This is a genomic window from Mesorhizobium sp. M1A.T.Ca.IN.004.03.1.1, from assembly GCF_003997555.1.
Taxonomy (GTDB): Bacteria; Pseudomonadota; Alphaproteobacteria; order Rhizobiales; family Rhizobiaceae; genus Mesorhizobium.
Map to the genome: position 1 here is coordinate 216,564 of NZ_RZTV01000006.1, position 20,175 is coordinate 236,738.

Genomic DNA, 20,175 nt, shown 5'->3' on the forward strand with positions numbered 1-20,175 from the left:
CCGGCTTGGCGAGGTGGTTTGCCTTGAGGCGAAGGGTCCGGACGAATGCCAGCATCCCGACTGATTATTCTGAGCGTGGCCGTGGCCGCGGCGGGTGGCGCGGGTTATGTCGCGAAGAACATGGTAGTGGCGCCGCCGGCTCAAGTCGTCGTCAACGCTCCCAAGCAGCCGGCGATCGCGCTGCAGGACGTGCTGGCGCTTTCCGGCGATGTCGCAATGGGCAGCCAGCTCGGTGACAACATCAGGTGGGAGCAGTGGCCGGCGAGCGGCATCAACGCTAATTTCATCACCCGTGCGGCCGAACCGGACGCAGTCGAAAAGCTGAAGGGCTCGGTGGCGCGTGTAGCCATGTATGCCGGTGAGCCGTTGCGGCGCTCCAAGCTGGTCGGCGAGGGGCAGAGCTTCATGTCCTCGATCCTGCCGTCCGGCATGCGCGCGGTCGCGACCGCCATATCGGCCGATACGTCCGCCGGCGGCTTCATCCTGCCCAATGACTTCGTCGACGTCATCATGACCCGGCGGGCCGACGCCAGCAATGGCGGCAGCGGCTTCAATACCGAGACCATCCTGAAGAACATCCGTGTCCTGGCCATCGACCAGACCATCCAGGAGGACGAGGAAGGCAAGAAGACCAGGGTCGGCCAGACCGCGACGCTGGAGCTCACGCCGCAGCAGGCGGAGATCATCACGGTGGCGCAGCAGATGGCGGACCGCCTGACCCTGGCGCTGCGTTCGATCACCGACACGAATGAGAAGAACCTGGGCGAGGCCGACTACCTGGTGAACGGCAATGGCCGGCGCGGCACGGTGCGATTGATCAAGTCGGGCCAGGTTTCCGAAGTGGGAGCAAGGAAATGAGGCTAATCGGCAAACTGCCCGCCATCGCGGCGGCCGCAATCGGCCTGTTCCTGATCGGCACCAATGCGCCTGGGCTCGTCGAGGCAAAGGCCGCGAACAGGGCGGCGGGTGTGACGGCCTCGGTTGCCTCGCAGCGCGTCAAGCTCGGCCTCAATAAGTCGGTGGTGATCGACCTGCCGAGCGACGCTTACGACATACTCGTCGCCAATCCCGCGGTCGCCGACGCAGTGACGCGCACGGCGCGCCGCATCTATCTGTTCGGCAAGGCGGTCGGCGAAACCAACATCTTCGTCTTCGGTCCCAACGGCGAGCAGATCGCCAGTCTTGACCTGGCGGTCGAACGCGATGTGGCCGGGCTGGAAGACTATCTCAAGCGCTTCCTCCCGACGTCGCAGATCAAGGTCGAGCTGCTGAACGACAACGTGATTCTCACCGGCAATGTCGATACCCCGCTCGACGCCAAGCGCGCCGTCGACCTGGCCACCATCTTCGTCTCGGGCGGTGAAGCGACGACCGGCCAATATTCGCAGACGGCCGCCGGCGGGTCCGCCAATGGCGGCGTCGACATCAACAATCCCGACCAGGAGCGCCGGGTCTCCAAGATCGTCAATCTGCTGCAGATCATCGGCGACGATCAGGTGACGCTGAAGGTGACGGTGGCCGAAGTCAGCCGCTCGGTGATGAAGCAGCTCGGCGTCAATATGATCGGCAACGGCGGCAGCAACGGCATTTCCTGGGGCGCTCTCAGCGACAATTTCACCGGCCTCGGCAAGCAGCTGTCCAACTCGAGCTTCAATGTCGGGACGTCCTCGATCCAGGCCTACATCAATGCCATGGAATCGGCCGGCGTTATGAAGACGCTGGCAGAACCGACGCTCACTGCGGTGTCCGGCGAGAAGGCGACCTTCAAGGTCGGCGGCGAATACAACATGGTGAACAGCGTTTCGGCCAATGTCTCCACCGACAACCAGACGGGTCTGAAGACCTATTCCATCGAGAAAATCGAATACGGCATCGGATTGGAGTTCCAGCCGGTGGTCCTGTCACCCGGCCGCATCAGCCTAAAGGTGCGGACTGCCGTTTCCGAGCCGACAACCGAGGGATCGGTTTCGCTGTCCGACGGCGGGACAAGCCCCGGTATGAACGCTTTGTCGCTGCGTAAGCGCCTGGCCGATACGACGGTGGAACTGCCTTCCGGCGGTTCGATGATGATCGCAGGCCTTGTCCGCGACGACGTCAGGCAGGCCGTCAATGGATTGCCCGGACTGACCAAGATTCCGGTCCTCGGCGCGCTCTTCCGCAGCCGCGACTTCGTGCGCAACGAGAGCGAACTCGTCATCATCATCACGCCCTATCTGGCGCGGCCAGTGGCGCGCAACGAATTGGCCAAGCCCGACGATAATTTCAATGCGCCGAGCGACGGCGCCGGCATGTTCCTCGGTCGCGTCAATCGCGTCTACGGCACCATGCAGACCGATAGGCCACCTGGCCGCTACCACGGCGTCGTCGGCTTCATCTACAAGTGAGCGGGAAAGCGGACATGTCCAACTCAACAACCAAGTCGATGACGATCGCAGCGGCACAATCCGGCCGCGGACGATTCCGCGGGGCGTCTCCGGTCCTGGCGATCGCCCTTGCGGCGTCGCTCACCGGATGCGCCAACTTCCATCGCGATAGTGTGACAGTGGGCTCCATTCCGGACGACTACCGCACCAATCATCCGATCGTTATCGCCGAGAAGAACCAGAAGATTGACCTCCCGGTCGGCGCCGGTGATCGCGGCATGACGGCTTCGCAGCGCGACACTCTGCTCGGCTTCCTCGACGGCTACGACAGGAGCGCCGCGCCGGCGCTGACGATCGCGGCCCCGGTGGGTTCCGCGAACCAGGCCGCCGCCCAGGCCGCGAGCCGCGATTTCGCCAGACTTGCGATGGCCGCAGGCGTCAAGCGCAACAATATCATCATGACCTCCTATCAGTCGGCCGTGCCCGAGGCTTCGGCGCCGGTCCGCGTGGCCTTCGTGGCGGTGAGGGCACAGACCGACAAATGCGGGCGTTGGCCCGAGGATCTGACCGAGACTTCCGAGAACAAGCACTACGCCGATTTCGGGTGCTCCTATCAGAACAACCTCGCCGCCCAGATGGCCAATCCCAACGATCTGCTCGGGCCGCGCAAGCAGTCCGACATCGATGCCGAAAATCGCGGCGCGGTGATCGACGTCTACCGGGCGAGAGGCATTTCGGATGAGTTCCTCGGCAATTCGGAAGTGACTTACTGAGCCCGCGCCGGATCACGGAAAGAGCATGACGATGAGCAACCTTGCCTACGACACGCCTGCCGATCCCGGCGATCTCTCGCAACAGGACATCGCCGCCATGCAGGCGCTGCGCCCGGTGCCGCGCATCTCGATCCAGGCTTTCTGCGAGACCGAAGGCGTTGCAAATCCGATCGGGCGCGCCGGCGAGGACCGCCGCATGGCCAAGGCCCATCTCAAGGTCCATATGGGCGGCATCGCCACCGCGATCGAGTTCTACCAGTCGGCGCCGACGCCAAACCTGATCCTGCTGGAATCGCGCAGCGAGCCGAAACAGCTGCTGGAGCAGCTCGCTCAGCTCGCCGAATATTGCGATCCGACCTCGAAGGTCGTGGTCATCGGCCATTACAATGATGTCGGACTCTACCGGGAGCTTATCCGTTCGGGCATTTCCGAATATGTCATCGCGCCGGTCTCGATGACCGATATCGTCAGCGTCGTCTCGTCGATCTTCGTCGATCCCGAGTCCGATCCGATCGGCCGCTCCATCGCCTTCATCGGCGCCAAGGGCGGCGTCGGCTCCTCGACGATCGCCCACAACGTCGCCTGGGCGATGTCGTCCTTGTTCAAGTCCGAAGTCGTAGTCGCCGATCTCGACCTCGCCTTCGGCACCGCCAACATCAACTTCGACCGGGACCCCGCGCAGGGCATCGCAGAGGCGGTGTTTTCGCCCGAGCGCGTCGATGAGGTCTATCTCGACCGGCTGCTCGCGCAATGCGCCGAGCATCTGTCGCTGCTTGCGGCACCCTCCACGCTCGAGCGCGTCTATGATTTCGATCCTGACGCCTTCTCCCAGGTCATCGAAACGGCGCAGCGCAGCGCGCCCTTGCTCGTGCTCGACGTCCCTCACGTCTGGAGCGGTTGGACCAAGAGCACGCTGATCAAGGCCGACGAGATCGTCATCACGGCCACGCCAGAACTCGCCAATCTGCGCAACACCAAGAATATGGTCGACATGCTGAAGCGGCTGCGTCCGAACGACCCGCCGCCGAAGCTGATCATCAACCAGGCGGGCGTTCCCAAACGCCCGGAGATCGCTGCATCGGATTTTTCCGAACCGCTCGGCATCACGCCGATGGCGGTGATCAATTTCGAGCCGCTGCTGTTCGGCAACGCGGCCAACAACGGCCGCATGCTCGGCGAAATGGACGCCAAGAGTCCGATCGTCGGCACGATCAACGAAATAGCGCATGTGCTGACAGGGCGCAGCGAGATCAAGGCGAAGAAGAAGGCAAGCCTTGGAGCCATCCTCGGCAAGCTTTCACGCAGCAAGAAGTGACGCTCGCTGAGCGGCATCGGGTAGTCGATCATGTTTGGTAAAAGAGGCACAGACGACGGCAGCCGGGCAGCTCCCGAATTCCGTCCGCCAGCACCTCCTCCGGCCGCTCCCGCTCCGGCTGGGACGATCGCTGTCGATCGGCCGGCCGCGCCCGCGCCGAGCACGCCCGCCGCGTCCCCCGTTCGCCGTCCGGTGGAGGCGCCGCCGATGGCGCCCGAGCCGCCGAAAAGGGTCCAGCGCGAGCGCAGCGAAACCTACTATGACACCAAGAGCCAGGTGTTTTCCGCGCTCATCGACACGATCGATCTTTCGCAGCTCGCCAAGCTCGATCCGGAAAGCGCGCGCGAGGAAATCCGCGACATCGTCAACGACATCATCGCGATCAAGAATTTCGCGATGTCGATCTCCGAGCAGGAAGAGCTGCTCGAGGACATCTGCAACGACGTGCTCGGCTATGGGCCGCTGGAGCCGCTGCTCGCGCGCGACGACATCGCCGACATCATGGTCAACGGTTCAAAGAACGTCTACATCGAAGTCAACGGCAAGGTCGAACCGACCAGCATTCGCTTCCGCGACAACCAGCAACTGCTCAACATCTGCCAGCGCATCGTCAGCCAGGTCGGCCGCCGCGTCGACGAATCGAGCCCGATCTGCGACGCGCGCCTTCCCGACGGCTCGCGCGTCAACGTGATCGCGCCGCCGCTGTCGCTTGATGGCACCGCGCTCACCATCCGCAAGTTCAAGAAGGACAAGCTGACGCTCGACCAGCTGGTCAAGTTCGGCGCCATCTCGCCGCAAGGCGCGGAGATCCTGAAGATCATCGGCCGCGTCCGCTGCAACGTCGTCATCTCGGGCGGTACCGGCTCGGGCAAAACGACGCTGCTCAACTGCCTGACCAACTACATCGATCGCGAGGAGCGGGTCATCACCTGCGAGGACTCGGCCGAGCTGCAGCTGCAGCAGCCGCACGTGGTGCGTCTCGAAACCAGGCCGCCCAATCTCGAAGGCGAGGGCGAGGTGACCATGCGCGATCTCGTCAAGAACTGCCTGCGCATGCGGCCCGAACGGATCATCGTCGGCGAGGTGCGCGGACCGGAAGTGTTCGACCTTCTGCAGGCGATGAACACCGGCCATGACGGCTCGATGGGAACGATCCACTCCAACAGCCCGCGCGAATGCCTGAACCGTATTGAATCGATGATCGCCATGGGCGGTTATTCACTGCCGCAGAGGACGGTGCGCGAGATCGTCGTCGGCTCGGTGGACGTGATCATCCAGGCGGCTCGTCTGCGCGACGGCTCGCGCCGCATCACCCACATCACCGAGGTGATCGGCATGGAAGGCGACGTCATCATCACCCAGGACCTCGTCCTCTACAACATCAAGGGCGAGGACGCGAGCGGCCGTCTGATCGGCGAGCATGTCTCCACCGGCATCGGCCGGCCGCATTTCTGGGATCGTGCCCGCTACTATGGCGAGGAGCAGCGCCTCGCCAACGCGCTCGAGGCCATGGAGAAACGCGCTGACTAGAGCAATTCCAGGGAAGGTGCGTAGCGGTTTTCCGTCCGGAATTGCGTAAAAACAAATACTTAGAGCGGGTCAGCGCTGTTATAAAAAGCTGAACCGCTCTAGTGCATCTGGAGGTGTAGGGGCCCCGGTCGATGTTCGGAATTGACACCACGGTTCTGGCTTTCGTCGTGCTCGCGGGCCTCAGCGCCGGCGCGATAGCCTATGCCTTCCTGTTCAAGCGCATCGATAACGAGAAGCAGGCCGGCAAGCGCCTTGAAACGATCAAGACGGCCGAGACCGACCGATCGGTGGTGAAGGCTACGCGCGACCGCGCCGCGGAAGCGGTCAGACGGCGCAAGACGCTTCAGGATTCGCTCAAGCAGCTCGATGAAAAGCAGAAAACCAATGACCGCAACGTCAAGAAACCGCCGCTGAGGGCCCAGATCCGCCAGGCCGGCATGACCGTCTCCCTCGAGCGCTTCTACATCTACTCGGTGATCTGCGGCATCGTGCTTACGATCCTCGCCTTTCTTGCCGGCGCGCCGTTGCTGGTCCTGCCCGGCGCTCTCTTGGCCGGAGCCCTCGGCCTGCCGCGCTGGTTCGTCTCGTTTCGTCGCGCGCGCCGGGTGAAGGCCTTCCTGGAGGAATTCCCGAATGCCCTCGACATCATCGTGCGTGCGGTGAAGTCTGGTCTGCCGCTCAACGACGCGATCCGCCTGATCGCCAATGAATCCCCGGAGCCGGTCCGCTCCGAATTCCGCCGTATCGTCGATTCCCAGCAGATGGGTATGTCGATCCCCGATGCCACGATGCGCATGTCCGAGACCATGCCATGCACCGAGGCCGGCTTCTTCGGCATCGTCATCCAGATCCAGTCGCAGGCCGGCGGCAATCTCTCCGAAGCGCTGGGCAACCTTTCGCGCGTGCTGCGCGACCGCAAGAAGATGAAGGCCAAGGTACAGGCGCTGTCGATGGAAGCAAAGGCATCCGCCGTCATCATCGGCGCCCTGCCGTTCGTCGTCGCCTTTCTCGTCTATCTGACAAGTCCGAACTACATCATGCCGCTATTCACCACCAGCGTCGGCAATCTGATCCTCGGCTGCTCTGGCGTCTGGATGTCGATCGGCATCCTGGTGATGCGCAAGATGATGAACTTCGAAGTGTAGGGACGCGGATCCAATGACAGACCAGGTCGTCAAGACGCTAACCGATCCTTCGTTTCTTATCGCGCTCCTGGTCGGCATCGCGGTTTTTGCGACCGTCTTCACGCTCCTGCCTGCGCTTGGCGGCAATCAGCTCAAGGCGCGCATGAAAACCGTGGCGCTCGAGCGTGATGAGCTGCGCGCCAAGCAGCGTCAGCGGCTCGCCAATGAAGCCGATCGCCGCCGCAAGGGTTTGCGCGAGGAACAGTCGATCGGCATGCGCAACATCGTCGAACGGCTGGATCTCAAGCGCGCGCTTGCCGACGAAGGCACGCTGCAGAAGTTGAAAGTTGCAGGCTTCCGCGGCCAGAATCCGCTGACGCGCTTCCTGTTCTTTCGTCTGATCCTGCCCTTTGTCGGATTCGCGCTCGCGGCGATCTACCTGTTCCTTCTCGGCGGTCTGGCGCAGCAGCCTGCCTTCATCAAGCTGTTCGTCTGCATTCTTGTAGCCTATGGCGGCTTCTATGCGCCGATCCTCTACGTCAACAACCGCGCCACCAAACGCAAGCAGTCGATCCAACTGGCATGGCCGGACGCGCTCGACCTGATGCTGATCTGCGTCGAATCCGGCATGTCGGTGGAAGCAGCGCTTCGCAAGGTCGCCGACGAGATCGGTACTCAGTCCGTCGCCCTCGCCGAGGAATTCGTGCTCACCAATGCCGAGCTCTCCTATCTGCAGGACCGCAGGGTCGCTTACGAGAACCTGGCAAGCCGCACCGGTCTAGATTCGGTGAAGGCGGTGACTCAGGCCCTGGTCCAGGCGGAGCGCTACGGCACGCCGGTGGCGCATGCGCTGCGCGTGCTCGCCTCAGAAAGCCGCGACATGCGTATGAATGCGGCCGAAAAGAAGGCCGCAGCACTGCCGCCGAAGCTCACCGTGCCGATGATCCTCTTCTTCCTGCCGGTTCTGTTCGCCATCATTCTAGGGCCGGCCGGCATCCAGGTCAGCCAGCGCGGCATCTTTGGCGATCAGCACAATTCCAGCAGCCAATAGGCGAAGCCATCGAAGTCATGACAGAAGCCGCGTGGCAGGCGCCGCGCGGCTTTGCTGTCTGGCCCAGCCTTGAAGCAATTCCAGGAAAAGTGTGTAACGGTTTTCCGTCCAGAATTGCGGAAAAAACAAACAGCTAGAGCAACTCGCGGTTTCCGTAGAACGATGACCTCTGTAGGTGCCGGGCAGTCAGTTGGTCGCGACCTTCGCCTTGCCCTTGTCCTGATCCTTGAGTTGGCTCCAGGCATTCTGCTGCGCAAGCATCTGGCGCAGATAGGCGATATTGGCCTGCGCCTGCTCCGGCGAAAGCTCCTGCGAGGCGATCTTTTCGGCCTCGTCGAAACGACCCTGCAGGCCGACGACCAGCGCCAGGTTCTGCCGCACCCGGCTGTCGGCGTTGGGTTGCTGCGCGGCCGAGCGCATATAGGTCTCGGCGGTGCGCAGATCCCCCTCCAGCACATAGGACATGCCGAGATTGGAAAGGATCGAGGGTTCGTTCGGCTTGAGCTCGAGCGCCTTCCGGTAGTCCTGACGTGCCTCGTCCCGCTGCCCCATCTGGTCAAGGATGGCGGCTTCAGCCGAAACCAGGCGCCAGTCCGGATATTCCGGCGTCTGCGCGCGGCGCACCGCATCGAGCGCCTGCTCGAACTGCCCGTTGGCGGCAAGCGCCTTGCCGTAGGCGGCGAGCACGTCGCGGTCCTTGGGGTAGGCTATCGCGAGCTTGCGCATCACCGCCAGCGACTGGTCGGCGTCGCCATCCATCTGCAGCGCCGCGGCATAGTTGGTGGCGATGCGTTTGTCATTCGGGTTCCGGGCGTAGGATTCGCCGAGCCTGGTCGTGGCACTGTGCAGTTCGCTGGCCGACATCGTTTCCAGGGGCCGGTTGTCGGAGCGGGAAATGGAGCCGGTCGTGAACTTGCTGGTACTGCCGCAGCCGGCCACGCTGGCCGCCAGCACCGCCATCAATGCCGTGGTGACCAGACGCTTGCTTGTGAAGGTCAACGCTTTGATCGGCATCGGCGCCTATCTCCATTCCTGCGCGGCCATTAAGCTGGCCGTCTTCCCTCCCACAGAAATATTCTGTTAACCCTAACGGATCGTTAAGAAGCCGACTCGCCGTGCCGGCCGGAGACCATCGAATGCCTGTCGAACTTATTGACCAGAAACCGGAAGCAGCCTTGCCAGTCTACCTGGTGGGAAAGGATGGCCTCGACGGCACTGGCCTTTCCCCTTCCGTCATCGCTTGGGCACGGGCCAACGGCTTTTCCGGCGAGGCGGGCCGCACGCTCGTTCTGCCGGCCGAAGGTGGCGGTCTCGCCGGCGCGCTGTTCGGCACCGGCGACGGCGAGAGCCAGCTTGCCGTGGGCGCCCTGGCGCGGGCGCTGCCCGAGGGTGAATGGCATTTCGCCCAGGATCTGCCAGCGCCCGATCTTGCGGCGCTGGCCGTCGTCCTCGGCGGCTACGCCTTCACCCGCTACGGCAAGAAACCCGGCAGGGCGTTGCGCTTCGCGCTGCCGTCGGGCGCCGACGGCGCGCATGTGCGCCGCACCGCCGAGGCTATTTTCCTGACGCGCGATCTCGTCAACACGCCGACGAGCGACATGGGGCCGGATGAGTTCGAGGAGGCTGTCCGGGCATTGGCAGCCGGGCACGGCGCCGACGTCTCCGTCGTCAAGGGTGACGATCTCCTGGCGCGGAATTTTCCGATGATCCATGCCGTCGGCCGCGCCTCGGCCGGCGCGCCGAGGCTGATTGACATGACCTGGGGCCCGAGCGACGCGCCGAAGGTGACGCTGGTCGGCAAGGGCGTCTGCTTCGACACCGGCGGCCTCGACATCAAGCCGTCGTCGGGCATGCTGCTGATGAAGAAGGACATGGGCGGCGCCGCCAACGTGCTGGGTCTCGCCTCGATGATCATGGCGGCGAAACGGAATGTGCGGCTGCGCGTGCTGATCCCTGCGGTCGAGAATTCGATCGCCGGCAATGCCTTCCGGCCTGGCGACGTGCTGAGGAGTCGCAAGGGGATAACGGTGGAGATCGGCAACACCGATGCTGAAGGCCGGCTAGTGCTGGCCGACGCTCTGGCGCTTGCCGACGAGGAAAGGCCGGCCCTGCTGTTCGACATGGCGACCTTGACCGGAGCGGCCCGTGTTGCGCTCGGCCCCGATCTGCCGCCCTTCTACACCGGCGACGAGGCACTGGCGTCCGACCTGGCTGCGGCTTCGGTTGCTGTCGAGGATCCGCTGTGGCGCATGCCGCTGTGGCGTCCCTATGACGCGAAGCTTTCCTCGAAGATCGCCGACGTCAACAATGTCACGACGGACGGCTTCGCCGGATCGATCACGGCGGCGCTCTTCCTCAAGCGCTTTGTCGAGAAGACCCCCGGCTGGGCGCATCTCGACATCTTCGCCTGGAACCCGAGTGATCGCCCATACGGCTTGACCGGGGGTGAAGCGCAAGGCATTCGCGCGCTGGAACGAGTGATCTCGAAGCGCTTCTGGTGAGTGTGACGAGAAAACTGGCAAAAGCCGCCGCGGACTGAAACGGAAGCGAAACAATTTGCCGTCATGCTTGGCAAATGTCGATCTCGATGCGCCCGAGCCAGGCCTTGCGACTGTGGCAGCAGGTATTGCTGTCGCAGGTGCGCGACGACGCGCCCGACCTCACCATGCGCCAGACCGCCATCCTGCTCACCATCTACCTCGATCCGCCGCCGCATACGGTGCGCGGGCTGGCCGCGAGGCTCAACGTCACCAAGCCGGTCATCACCCGCGCGCTCGACACGATGGGCGCGCTGAAGCTGGTCTCGCGCCACCGCGACGAGCTCGACAAGCGCAACGTGCTGATCCGGCGCACGGTGGAGGGCGCGCTCTTTGTCGAGCGCTTCGGTGATGGTATCGTCGCAAAGGCGCATGAGCTGCCCATCTGACCGACAACTCGTCTGTCTGACCGATAAACCCATTTGACTGGACTACCGATTTGACCGCCAGGGATGCCCGCCTTCACGCCTTTCGTTCCGATCTCGCCGATGCCAGGCTGAAGGGGCAAGTCGCCGCCGACCGCTTTGTCGCCGGCCGCCCGGCGCGGATCACCGCCGCCGTCGCCGACCTGCGCAAGGCTCCGCGCCCCGATGCCGGCATCAACACGCAGGCGCTGTTCGGCGAGGACGTGCTGGTCTTCGAGGTTGCGGAAGGCTGGGCCTGGGTGCAGGCCGAGCGCGACGGCTATGTCGGCTATGCCGCCGACAATGTACTCGGCGCACGTGAGCATGCGCCCACCCACATCGTCTCCGTGCCGCGCACCTTCCTCTATCCCGGACCGGACCTGCGCTTCCCGATCGGCGGGCAACTGTCGATAGGCTCCGCGGTGACGGTGACGGGTTCCGCCGAAACGCGCGGCACGCACTACGCGCTGCTGCCATCCGGCCAGGCCGTCATTGCCCGCCATCTGCGGCCGCTTACCGAGGTTGCAGACGACTTTGTGACGGTCGCCGAAAGCTTCCTCGGCACGCCATACCTCTGGGGCGGCGTCTCCGGCTTCGGCATCGACTGCTCCGGCCTCGTGCAACTGTCGATGCGCATGGCCGGCAAGGATGTGCTGCGCGACTCCGACATGCAGGCGGCATCGATCGGAACGCCGCTCGAGCCATGCCCTGAGTATTCCGGGCTGCAGCGCGGCGACCTCGTCTTCTGGAAGGGCCACGTCGCGATCATGACCGACGCGAAGGACATGATCCACGCCAATGGCCACACGATGCTGGTCTCGCGCGAAGGGCTGAAGGATGCCGTCGAGCGGATCGGCTATCTCTATGGCGGCCCGACCGGGTTCCGCAGGCCTTAGCGCCGCCCTAACCTCTCCCCATGGGAGAGAAGTGGGATTGCCCCGATTTGCTCTTCGCAAGTCGGCTGGCAATCTGGATGAGGGGTAAGTAGCACCAAGCTGGATCACCCTCATTAGTCTCGGCGCTGCGCGCCGGGCCACCTTCTCCCACACGGGGAGAGGGGAAGAGTGATCCCCTTTTGTTCCGATTTTCCTTGGCGATCGCTTGCCAGCGCGCTACCTCTTTGCGCGTGACAGAGCAGCCGCGCCTCGCCGAACAGAATGTCGCCGTCCTTCTCCCCGAGCCGTTCGTAAAATGGTTCGCTGCAAAAGGCTGGTCGCCGCGCGCCCACCAGCTCGAACTGCTGGCGAAGGCTCAAGCCGGCCAATCGGCGCTGCTGATCGCGCCGACCGGCGCCGGCAAGACCCTGGCCGGATTCCTGCCCTCGCTTACCGAGCTCGCCAGGCGTCCGCGCCGCAAGCCCGGTGGGGCGCATCGTGGCATCCACACGCTCTACATCTCGCCGCTCAAGGCGCTGGCCGTCGACATCGAGCGCAATCTCGGCAAGCCGGTCGAGGAGATCGGACTGCCGGTCACCATCGAAACCCGCACCGGCGACACGCCCTCGCACAAGCGCCAGCGGCAAAAGCTCGCACCGCCCGACATCCTGCTCACCACCCCCGAACAGCTCGCGCTTCTGATTGCCTCGGCCGACGCCAGGCGCTTCTTCGAGGATTTGCGTTATGTCGTCCTCGACGAATTGCATTCGCTCGTCACCTCGAAGCGCGGGCATCTTTTGGCGCTAGGCCTGGCGCGGCTGCGCACCTTCGTCCCTGAGCTGCAGACCATCGGCCTGTCGGCTACGGTCGCCGAGCCGGATGAGTTGCGGCGCTGGCTGGTCAGCCAGGCTTCCCCTGAGGCCATGTCCGAGTTAATCGTCGTGACAGGCGGCGCCAAGCCCGACATCTCCATTCTCGATTCCGAAGAGCGGGTGCCATGGGCTGGCCATTCCGCCCGCTACGCCACTCCGGAGATCTATCGCGAGGTCAAGCGGCACAAGACGACGCTGCTCTTTGTCAACACGCGCAGCCAGGCCGAGCTGCTGTTTCAGGAGCTGTGGCGCGTCAACGACGACACGTTGCCGATCGCCTTGCATCACGGCTCGCTCGACGTCGCCCAGCGGCGGCGGGTCGAGAAGGCGATGGGCGAAAACGCCTTGCGCGCTATCGTCGCCACCTCGACATTGGACCTGGGCATCGACTGGGGCGATGTCGATCTGGTCGTGCATGTCGGCGCGCCGAAGGGGGCCAGCCGCCTGGCGCAGCGCATCGGCCGCGCCAACCACCGCATGGATGAGCCATCGAAGGCGATCCTGATCCCGGCCAACCGGTTTGAGGTGCTTGAATGCCGTGCCGCGCTCGACGCCAACTATCTCGGCGCGCAGGACACGCCGCCTTTGGTCAATGGCGGGCTCGACGTGCTGGCGCAGCATGTGCTCGGCTGCGCCTGCGGTGCCCCGTTCCACGCCGACGCGCTGTTTGACGAGGTGAGATCGGCTGCGCCCTATGTCAGCCTAGACCGCCCGACATTCGACCGGGTCATCGACTTCGTCGCCACCGGCGGATACGCGCTGAGAAACTACGAGCGCTACGCCCGTATCCGGCAAACCAAGGAAGGCTTGTGGCGAGTATCCAATCCCCGCGTGGCGCAACAGTACCGGCTCAATGTCGGGACCATCATCGAAGTGCCGGCCCTCAACGTTCGTTACGTCCAGGCTGGAAGCAAGGGCGCGGCCTCGCGCGGCGGCAGAGTCTTGGGAAAGATCGAGGAAGCGTTTCTCGAGACCTTGACCTATGGCGACACTTTCATGTTCGCCGGAAGGGTTCTGCGCTTCGAGGGTATCCGCGACAATGAGTGCTTCGTGTCGAATGCTCCCGGAAGCGAAGCAAAGGTGCCCTACTATGGCGGCGGCAAATTCCCGCTTTCGACCTATCTCGCCGAGCAGGTGCGCGCCATGCTCGACGATCCGCAGCGCTGGAAGAAGCTGCCCGAGCAGGTGGCCGATTGGCTGCGGTTTCAGGCCGATAAATCCGTCCTGCCGAAACGGGACGATCTGCTGATCGAGACCTTTCCACGCGGAAACCGGCACTATCTCGTAGCCTATCCATTCGAAGGCAGGCTCGCGCATCAGACGCTGGGCATGCTGCTGACGCGCCGCCTGGATCGAGCGGGCGCCAAACCGGTCGGGTTTGTTGCCACCGACTATGCGTTGGCTATTTGGTCGCTGGCCGACATGGGCTGGATGTTCAAAAACAAAAAACCATCGCTGGCTGCGCTCTTCGATCAGGACATGCTCGGGGACGATCTCGAGGCATGGTTTGCCGACAGTTGGCTGCTCAAGCGCACCTTCCGCAACTGCGCGCTGATCTCCGGACTGATCGAGAAACGTCATCCCGGCAAGGAGAAAAGCGGCCGCCAGGTCACCGTCTCGACAGACCTGATCTATGACGTGCTGCGCAGCCACGAGCCCGACCACATCCTGCTCCAGGCGACGCGTGCCGATGGAGCGACCGGATTGCTCGATGTCAGCAGACTTGCCGAGATGCTCTCGCGCATCCGCGGTCGAATCGTGCATAAGGACCTGGAACAGATATCGCCGCTAGCCGTGCCGATCATGCTCGAAATCGGAAAGATGCCGGTGCATGGCGAGGCGGATGAAACGCTGTTGATGGATGCCGCCACCCTCGTTGAAGAGGCCATGGGGCCGGAGATGGCCGACTGAGAGAAGACAAGAGGGGATGAATTTTTCGCTGTCGCGCGCAACGCTGGTCGCCGAGGCCGACTTCGTCGGCATCGCCGGCGAACGCGCGGTTTGCGACCGGCGCGGCGTGCTCTATTTCCCCGATCTGCGGCTGCTTGCGGTCTCCGACCTGCATCTCGAAAAGGGCTCGTCCTTCGCCAGGCGCGGCGCGCTGATCCCGCCTTATGACACAGGTGCGACCTTGCTGCGGCTGCAGGCTGTGATCGCCGACTACGGTCCGCGGATCGTAGTCAGCCTCGGCGACTCCTTCCACGACGGCGGCGGCGCCGAGCGCATGCATCTAAGCTTCCGCGAGCGGCTGGAGGCGATGATGGCCGGCCGCGACTGGTTCTGGGTTGCCGGCAATCATGATCCGGATGCTCCCGCCGACCTGCCTGGCGAGACGGTGAGGGAACTCGCGATTGGTTCGCTTGTTTTCCGCCATGAGCCATCCAAGCTGCGGGTGGAGGGCGAGATCGCCGGCCATCTGCATCCCTGCGCCCGCATCGTCCAGCGCGGCCGCTCGGTCAGGCGGCGCTGCTTCGCCGGTGACGGCGGCCGCATGATCATGCCGGCCTTCGGCGCCTATACCGGCTCGCTCAACGTGCTCGACCGCGCCTATGCCGGACTGTTCCGCCTGGAAACGCTTGTTGCCTACATGCTGGGTGCGGAGCGCATCTTTGCCATTTCCGGCTCGATGCTGCGGCCGGGCTGAAGCGGCTTCATCTGCCGTAATAGAGCGTGACGGTGTGCTTTGCCTCGGCGAAGAACAGCCAGCGTTCGACCAGCATGCCCACGAATTGCATAAGCGCTGCAAGCAGTGATGCGGCTGCTGCGAAAGGCCATGGCAAGGCGAAGGCGATCACGAGCAAGATGGCCGGCACGGCGAAGGCCAGCACCTGCGTGATTCGCCTCAGCTTCGCGCTATGTTTGCGCGCAATGCGAAAACCCATCTCCTTGAGCAGGTAGTTTTCTTCGGTGTGCGGCCATTCGATGGACCGCACCGTGCCGCCGGCGAGGCCGGTCGCCGTGTTGGCCGTGGTCGGGATTTCCAGCCTGTCGTTGTAATGCCAGGTCGCAAGCTTCCAGCCCCACCCGGCGAGCGTGGCAAGCAGCGCGCCGGCCAGAACCAAGGTTGATCCGGCCCCGAAGCTTCGCAGCAGGCCGTTGAGCAGCACGCCACCCGTCATTGCCGAGAAGATAAGATAAGCCGGCAAAGTATAGCGGCTGCGCCACTGCGCGATCGGCTTCAGCGAGGCATAGATCATTCCGGTCGTACAGACTGTCACGACGCCGCCGGCGGCAGCCATCAGGCCAACGATGGCTACCCAACCGCCGCTTTTGCCCATCAGCACCCAGCCAATGCCGAACAGCCCGGCCGGGATGAAGGTCGCGACCGCGGCGACCCCTTCGCGCGACAGCCAGGAGCTTCGCCATTGCGAGAAGACGCGCCAGGCGCGTTCAGGGCGGCCGAGATGGCCGGTCGAGGAGAGCAGGCCGGCCACGATCAAGCCAAGCGAAAGCGCCATGCCGACGAGCCCGAGCCAGAACTCGGGTGCGATGAATCCCAGCCCGCCAAGGACGCCGAGCAGCGCCAGCAGGCCGTAGCCGGCCCCGGTGGCGGTGGTGAAGAAGACGACGGAATAGGCGGGATGCATGGCTGCGCGAATTCAGTTCGAAAGCATGCGGTCGATCCAGCCGAGGAAGCCTCCGTCGGCCCGGATCGGTTCCAGCGCCGGTGCATCCACCTTCGCCGCGCGCTCGGTACGGGCGCGCGGGGGAAGGTATTTGTTGGTCGGCTTGTAGCCAAGCTCGGGCATCAGCTCGACGCCGCCACGCTCTTCTACCAGTTGCGAGATTGCCGAGGCGGGATCGCCCAGATCGCCGAAATGCCGGGCGCTGGTCGGGCAGGCGGCGACGCAGGCCGGCACGCGGTCCCCTGCCGCCAGATTGTCGTTGTAGATGCGGTCCACACAAAGCGTGCATTTCTTCATCACGCCGACATCCGTATCGAATTCGCGGGCGCCATAGGGACAGGCCCAGCTGCACAGCTTGCAGCCGATGCACTTGTCCTCGTCGACCAGCACGATGCCGTCGGAGGCGCGCTTGTAGGAGGCGCCGGTCGGACAGACGGTGACGCAGGCTGGCTGCTCGCAATGCAGGCAGGAGCGCGGGAAGTTCACCGTGCGGCCGCCTTGTTCGGTCGTGTGCTCATAGCTGTGCACGCGGTTGAACCAGACGCCGTCGACACGCCCGCCATACGGATCGATGTCGGTCAGCGGCGCCATGTGCCCGCCGGTGTTCCATTCCTTGCAAGCGGTGACGCAGGCCTGGCAGCCGACGCAGGTGTCGAGGTCGATGACGAGGCCGAGCTTCTTCTCGGTTTGGGCGGGAAGGCAGGTCATTCGGCGGCTTCCCTTTTTATGCGGAATCCATCGCCGAAGCGAAGCACATCCGGTGACGGCTCGAAATTTGGCGGCTGCCGCAAGCGCTCGAATTGCGGCTCGGTGAAGCCGGCCTCTTCCGCCGCGCATTTGGCGATACGCACGCGCACGTCGAACCATGCCGCCTGTCCGGTGACGGGGTCGGAGTTCGAATAGCGCTTGTCGTTGACGGTAGCCGCGGTCTGGTCGCCGATGATGTGATTGATCAAGAAGCCGCGATTGCTCTCTGCGGCGTCGTCCTTCAGCCCCCAGCTGCCGCGCCGCTTGCCGATAGCGTTCCAGGTCCAGACAGTGTCCGGGTTGACGCCGTCGATCAGCTTGATCTGACCCTTCACGCGGCCGTTGATGCTTTCGATCCACACCCAGTCGTCGTCGGCCAGCCCAAGCCTCGCTGCCGTCTCCCGGTGCACGAACAGCCGGTTCTGGCTGGTGATTTGTCTCAGCCACGCATTCTGCGAGCCCCAGGAATGGTACATGTGCATCGGCCGCTGCGTCAGCGCATGCAGCGGATATTTCTGGAGATCGACGGTGTCGTCTTCGAAGGGCGCGTACCAGAACGGCAGCGGGTCCATATAGGCTTCGATCCGGTCGCGCTCGGCCTCTGGCGGCTGCACCTCGCCATGACCGCGCGCGGCGAGCCGAAAGCGCTGCATCGGCTCCGAATAGAGCTGGAAGATGATTGGCTCGGCCTTGGAGATGAACCCCATCTGCACGGCAAAGTCGAGATAGGCGCGGTTGCCCATCTTGTAATAGCGCTGGTCGTCGGCGAACTCGTGGTGCCAGAAGCCGCCACTGTCGATGTAGCGTTGCAGCTGGTCCGGGTTCACCTCGCCCTTGCCGATCGCGTCTCCGTTCTTACCGCGCCAGCCGGCAAGCGGGCCGATGCCGGGCGTGCGCTCGTGGTTGACGATGTAGTCGGCATAGTCGCGGTATTTCGCCGAACCGCCTTCGTTGACGAAGCCGGGCAGGCCGAGCCGCGCGCCGATCTCGATCAGCACCGACTGGAACGGCCTGACGTCGCGGTCCGGCTGCACGACCGGGTGGCGGATGGCGTCGCCCGGCCCGTCGGCATGGCTGATCGGCCGGTCGAGCAGGCTGATGCAGTCGTGCCGCTCGAGATAGGTCGTGTCGGGCAGCACCAGGTCGGCGAATGGCACTGTCTCGGAATAATAGGCGTCGGAATAAATGATGAAGGGGATCTTGTAGGCGCCCGCCTCGTCCTTGTCGGTGAGCATACGAACCGTCTCGACGGTATTCATCGAGGAGTTCCAGGCCATGTTCGACATATACATCATCAGCGTGTCGATCGGATAAGGATCGCCGGCCCAGGCATTGCGGATGACGCTGTGCATCAGGCCGTGGGCCGCAAGCGGCGCCTCCCAGGAATAGGCCTTGTCGATGCGGATCGGTGTGCCGACCTCGTCGACGAGCAGATCGTCGGGCCCTGAGACGAAGCCGAGCGGCATACCCTCCAGCGGCGTCATCGGGCGGACGTTCTTGCCTGCGGGCTTTGGCCCCGGCGGCGCGCAACGCGGATAGGGCGGCTTGAAGCGGAAGCCGCCGGGCACGTCCACCGTGCCGAGCAGAACCTGCAGCAGGTGGATGGCGCGGCAAGTATGAAAGCCGTTGGAATGGGCCGAGATGCCGCGCATGGCATGCATCGACACCGGCCGGCCCTTCATCGTCTCGTGCCGGCGGCCGGCCCAATCGGTCCAGGCGACCGGCAGCTCGATCGCCTGCTCGAAGGCGATATGCGCCAGCTCCGCCGCGATCCGTCGGATGGTGTCGGCGCCGACCCCGCAGCGCTCCGCTACCGCCTCCGGCGAATGGCTTTCGTCCAGGTATCGGTCGGCGATCAGCTGAAATACCGGTGCGCAGCGGCGGCCATTGACGGTGTAGTTGCCGGTCAGTGCTGGTTTGGCATCCGGGTCGGCGGCATTGACGGGCGCCTTCGCCACCCTGTCCCAAGCCAACAGGTTGCCGTCATCATCGCGCATGAACAATCCGTCATCGGCGGAACCGGGCTCCTGCACGACAAGCTCCGGCGCGTTGGTGTAGCGTAGCAGATAGTCGAGATCTATGCGGCCGGCCTTGAGCAACTCATGGACGAGCGCCAGCACGAACAGTCCGTCCGTGCCGGGTCGTATGCCGATCCAGTCATCGGCAATCGCGTTGTAGCCGGTGCGGCAAGGGTTGATCGACACCACCTTGGCGCCGCGCGCCTTGAGCTTGCCGAGGCCGATCTTGATCGGGTTCGAATCGTGATCCTCGGCGACGCCGAACAGCATGAAGTATTTTGTGTTGTCCCAGTCGGGCTCGCCGAACTCCCAGAACGAGCCGCCGATCGTGTAGAGCCCACCGGCCGCCATGTTGACCGAGCAGAAGCCGCCATGGGCGGCGAAGTTGGGCGTACCGAACTGGCTCGCCCACCAGCCGGTCAGCGACTGCGACTGGTCGCGCCCGGTGAAAAAGGCAAGCTTTCTCGGATCGGTGCGGCGGACCGCCGACAGCCGCTCGGTGGCGATGGTGAGCGCTTCGTCCCATTCGATCTCGCGAAACTCGCCGGAGCCACGAGGCCCTGTGCGCAGCAGCGGCTTCCTCAGCCGCGCCGGGCTGTAATGCTGCATGATGCCGGCGCTGCCCTTGCCGCAGATCACGCCCCGGTTCACCGGGTGGTCTTTGTTGCCGTTGATGTAGCGCACCTTGCCGTCCTTGATGTGGACGTCGATGCCGCAGCGGCAGGCGCACATGTAGCAGGTGGTTTTGGCGATGCGGTCGGACACGCTCGGCGAGGTCTCGACGCCGTCGCCTTCGTCAGGCGCCTGGCTGTCGGCCAGCGGCCGCTGCGAGGGCGCGGAGTTTGCGCCGCGTGGTTCAGCTAGGCTCATGATCCGCGAACGCTCTTGCCGCTTGCCATCTTGGCCTTCGTCTTCGGACCGGGCCCGCGCATATAATGCA

The 20,175-nt window shown here is 64.1% G+C and carries 16 protein-coding genes; 12 read left to right on the top strand and 4 right to left on the bottom strand.

Features of this window, described 5'->3' with window-relative positions; all coding sequences use genetic code 11:
* Positions 1-45 precede the first annotated feature (45 nt).
* The 7 genes from cpaB (at position 46) to EOD29_RS20880 (ending at position 8,156) form a co-directional block, all read left to right on the top strand.
* On the top strand, positions 46-858 hold the full coding sequence (gene cpaB / locus EOD29_RS20850; protein WP_067324575.1) for a Flp pilus assembly protein CpaB: 813 nt from the start codon (positions 46-48) through the stop codon (positions 856-858).
* Positions 855-2,384, top strand: coding sequence for a type II and III secretion system protein family protein (locus EOD29_RS20855; RefSeq protein WP_127247653.1), 1,530 nt, complete (start codon positions 855-857; stop codon positions 2,382-2,384). The genes cpaB and EOD29_RS20855 overlap by 4 nt, the downstream gene beginning before the upstream one ends.
* A gap of 14 nt (positions 2,385-2,398) precedes the next feature.
* Positions 2,399-3,136: a CpaD family pilus assembly protein gene (locus tag EOD29_RS20860; protein ID WP_127247655.1), complete on the top strand. Its 738-nt coding sequence runs from the start codon at positions 2,399-2,401 to the stop codon at positions 3,134-3,136.
* 31 nt (positions 3,137-3,167) lie between these two features.
* A complete protein-coding gene (locus EOD29_RS20865) occupies positions 3,168-4,451 on the top strand; it encodes a CpaE family protein (RefSeq protein ID WP_176477565.1) in 1,284 nt (427 codons plus the stop codon).
* Between the two features lie 30 nt (positions 4,452-4,481).
* On the top strand, positions 4,482-5,981 hold the full coding sequence (locus tag EOD29_RS20870; protein ID WP_067324583.1) for a CpaF family protein: 1,500 nt from the start codon (positions 4,482-4,484) through the stop codon (positions 5,979-5,981).
* A 131-nt stretch (positions 5,982-6,112) separates the two neighbouring features.
* Positions 6,113-7,126 (top strand): type II secretion system F family protein, encoded by a 1,014-nt coding sequence (locus EOD29_RS20875; protein WP_066996441.1) that lies wholly within the window; start codon positions 6,113-6,115, stop codon positions 7,124-7,126.
* Positions 7,127-7,139: 13 nt separating this feature from the next.
* Positions 7,140-8,156: a type II secretion system F family protein gene (locus tag EOD29_RS20880; protein WP_095824211.1), complete on the top strand. Its 1,017-nt coding sequence runs from the start codon at positions 7,140-7,142 to the stop codon at positions 8,154-8,156.
* 186 nt (positions 8,157-8,342) lie between these two features.
* On the opposite strand, the gene EOD29_RS20885 is transcribed toward EOD29_RS20880, so the two are convergent.
* Entirely contained in the window at positions 8,343-9,170 is an 828-nt protein-coding gene (locus tag EOD29_RS20885) for a tetratricopeptide repeat protein (protein ID WP_095799347.1), read from the bottom strand.
* Positions 9,171-9,292: 122 nt separating this feature from the next.
* On the opposite strand from EOD29_RS20885, the gene EOD29_RS20890 reads away from it, so the two are divergent.
* The 5 genes from EOD29_RS20890 to pdeM all read left to right on the top strand — a co-directional run bounded on the left by EOD29_RS20890 (position 9,293) and on the right by pdeM (position 15,488).
* Positions 9,293-10,657 (top strand): leucyl aminopeptidase family protein, encoded by a 1,365-nt coding sequence (locus tag EOD29_RS20890; RefSeq protein ID WP_095824210.1) that lies wholly within the window; start codon positions 9,293-9,295, stop codon positions 10,655-10,657.
* A 74-nt stretch (positions 10,658-10,731) separates the two neighbouring features.
* Positions 10,732-11,082 carry a MarR family winged helix-turn-helix transcriptional regulator gene (locus EOD29_RS20895; protein ID WP_066996450.1) on the top strand — a complete coding sequence of 117 codons (351 nt, stop codon included), beginning with the start codon at positions 10,732-10,734 and terminating at the stop codon, positions 11,080-11,082.
* A 50-nt stretch (positions 11,083-11,132) separates the two neighbouring features.
* A complete protein-coding gene (locus EOD29_RS20900) occupies positions 11,133-11,993 on the top strand; it encodes an NlpC/P60 family protein (RefSeq protein WP_095824209.1) in 861 nt (286 codons plus the stop codon).
* Between the two features lie 230 nt (positions 11,994-12,223).
* A complete protein-coding gene (locus EOD29_RS20905; RefSeq protein WP_127247703.1) occupies positions 12,224-14,755 on the top strand; it encodes a ligase-associated DNA damage response DEXH box helicase in 2,532 nt (843 codons plus the stop codon).
* A gap of 16 nt (positions 14,756-14,771) precedes the next feature.
* Positions 14,772-15,488: a ligase-associated DNA damage response endonuclease PdeM gene (gene pdeM / locus EOD29_RS20910; protein ID WP_095782905.1), complete on the top strand. Its 717-nt coding sequence runs from the start codon at positions 14,772-14,774 to the stop codon at positions 15,486-15,488.
* Between the two features lie 7 nt (positions 15,489-15,495).
* Here the strand turns inward: pdeM and EOD29_RS20915 are convergent, their stop codons facing one another.
* The 3 genes from EOD29_RS20915 to EOD29_RS20925 are packed head-to-tail and all read right to left on the bottom strand — an operon-like array spanning position 15,496 to position 20,105.
* Positions 15,496-16,431 (bottom strand): DmsC/YnfH family molybdoenzyme membrane anchor subunit, encoded by a 936-nt coding sequence (locus EOD29_RS20915; RefSeq protein ID WP_127247657.1) that lies wholly within the window; start codon positions 16,429-16,431, stop codon positions 15,496-15,498.
* Positions 16,432-16,443: 12 nt separating this feature from the next.
* Positions 16,444-17,178 carry a 4Fe-4S dicluster domain-containing protein gene (locus EOD29_RS20920; RefSeq protein WP_127215978.1) on the bottom strand — a complete coding sequence of 245 codons (735 nt, stop codon included), beginning with the start codon at positions 17,176-17,178 and terminating at the stop codon, positions 16,444-16,446.
* Positions 17,175-20,105 carry a molybdopterin oxidoreductase family protein gene (locus EOD29_RS20925; RefSeq protein WP_127247659.1) on the bottom strand — a complete coding sequence of 977 codons (2,931 nt, stop codon included), beginning with the start codon at positions 20,103-20,105 and terminating at the stop codon, positions 17,175-17,177. Before EOD29_RS20925 ends, EOD29_RS20920 begins: the two co-directional genes overlap by 4 nt.
* Between the last annotated feature and the right edge of the window lie 70 nt (positions 20,106-20,175).